Genomic DNA, 833 nt, shown 5'->3' with positions numbered 1-833 from the left:
CCGGTGCCGCGGAGCCAGAACCCGGCGTCGCGTCCGAGGTCCGGCCCGGGCTCGCCGTCGTGCAGCTCCAGCTGCAGCCGCCCGCGGGTGACGACGCCGAACGCGTCGTGCCACTCCGCCGCGACCACCGCGACACGCGCGCCGCCGCGCAGTGTGAGCGTCCACACCGGGACTATTCCGTGCCGTCCGCCGGCAGGCGCTCGGGCAGCCCGAGCCGCGGGAACTGGTCGTCGTGGAAGATGACGATCTCGGTGATCGCCCCGCCGGTGACGCGCAGGACGTCGATCGTCAGCGGCAGGTACGCGCCCTCCCGGTCCCGCCAGAGGTAGAAGGCAATGGCGGGCTGCCGGTTCACGGAGGTGTGGACGGCGCGCAGGCCCGTCATGCCCTCGAAGCCGTCCTCGACCCAGTCGTTCACCACTGCGTCGCGGCCGACGTTCAGGCCCGGTGTGGGCGGCATCGAGCACCGGACGTCGTCCCGCAGCATGGCCGCGATCTTGCCGACGTCGGTCGCGACGCTGGCTTCGGTGAAGCGGCGCACCAGCTCGCGTGTCCCGGCGTCCTGTTCGCCGCCGGTCCAGTCCTGCCGCTCTGCGGGCAGGTGCTCCCGCATGCCGGCGCGGGCCCGCTGCAGCGCGCTGTTCACGGAGTTGACGGAGTCCCCGAGGAGCTCCGCGACGTCCTTCGCCGGCCAGCCGAGCACGTCCCGCAGGATCAGCACTGCCCGCGGGCGCGGCGCGAGGTGCTGGACTGCGACCAGATACGCCAGCTCGATCGTCTCCCGCGCAACGGCGAGGGTCTCCGGTCCGTCCGCGTCGCCCGCGGGCAGCTCG

1 protein-coding gene is annotated in these 833 nt (G+C 73.7%); it reads right to left on the bottom strand.

Features of this window, described 5'->3' with window-relative positions; genetic code table 11:
* Positions 1-172: 172 nt before the first annotated feature.
* A partial coding sequence (locus KVT45_RS55060) for a sigma factor-like helix-turn-helix DNA-binding protein (RefSeq protein ID WP_302832724.1) occupies positions 173-833 on the bottom strand: 661 nt, incomplete at its 5' end.

The sequence above is a fragment of the Streptomyces sp. GbtcB6 genome, from assembly GCF_019091475.1.
Taxonomy (GTDB): Bacteria; Actinomycetota; Actinomycetes; order Streptomycetales; family Streptomycetaceae; genus Streptomyces; species Streptomyces hyaluromycini.
The sequence above is the reverse complement of the archived record's forward strand: the minus strand, read 5'-3'. Positions and strand labels throughout refer to the sequence as shown.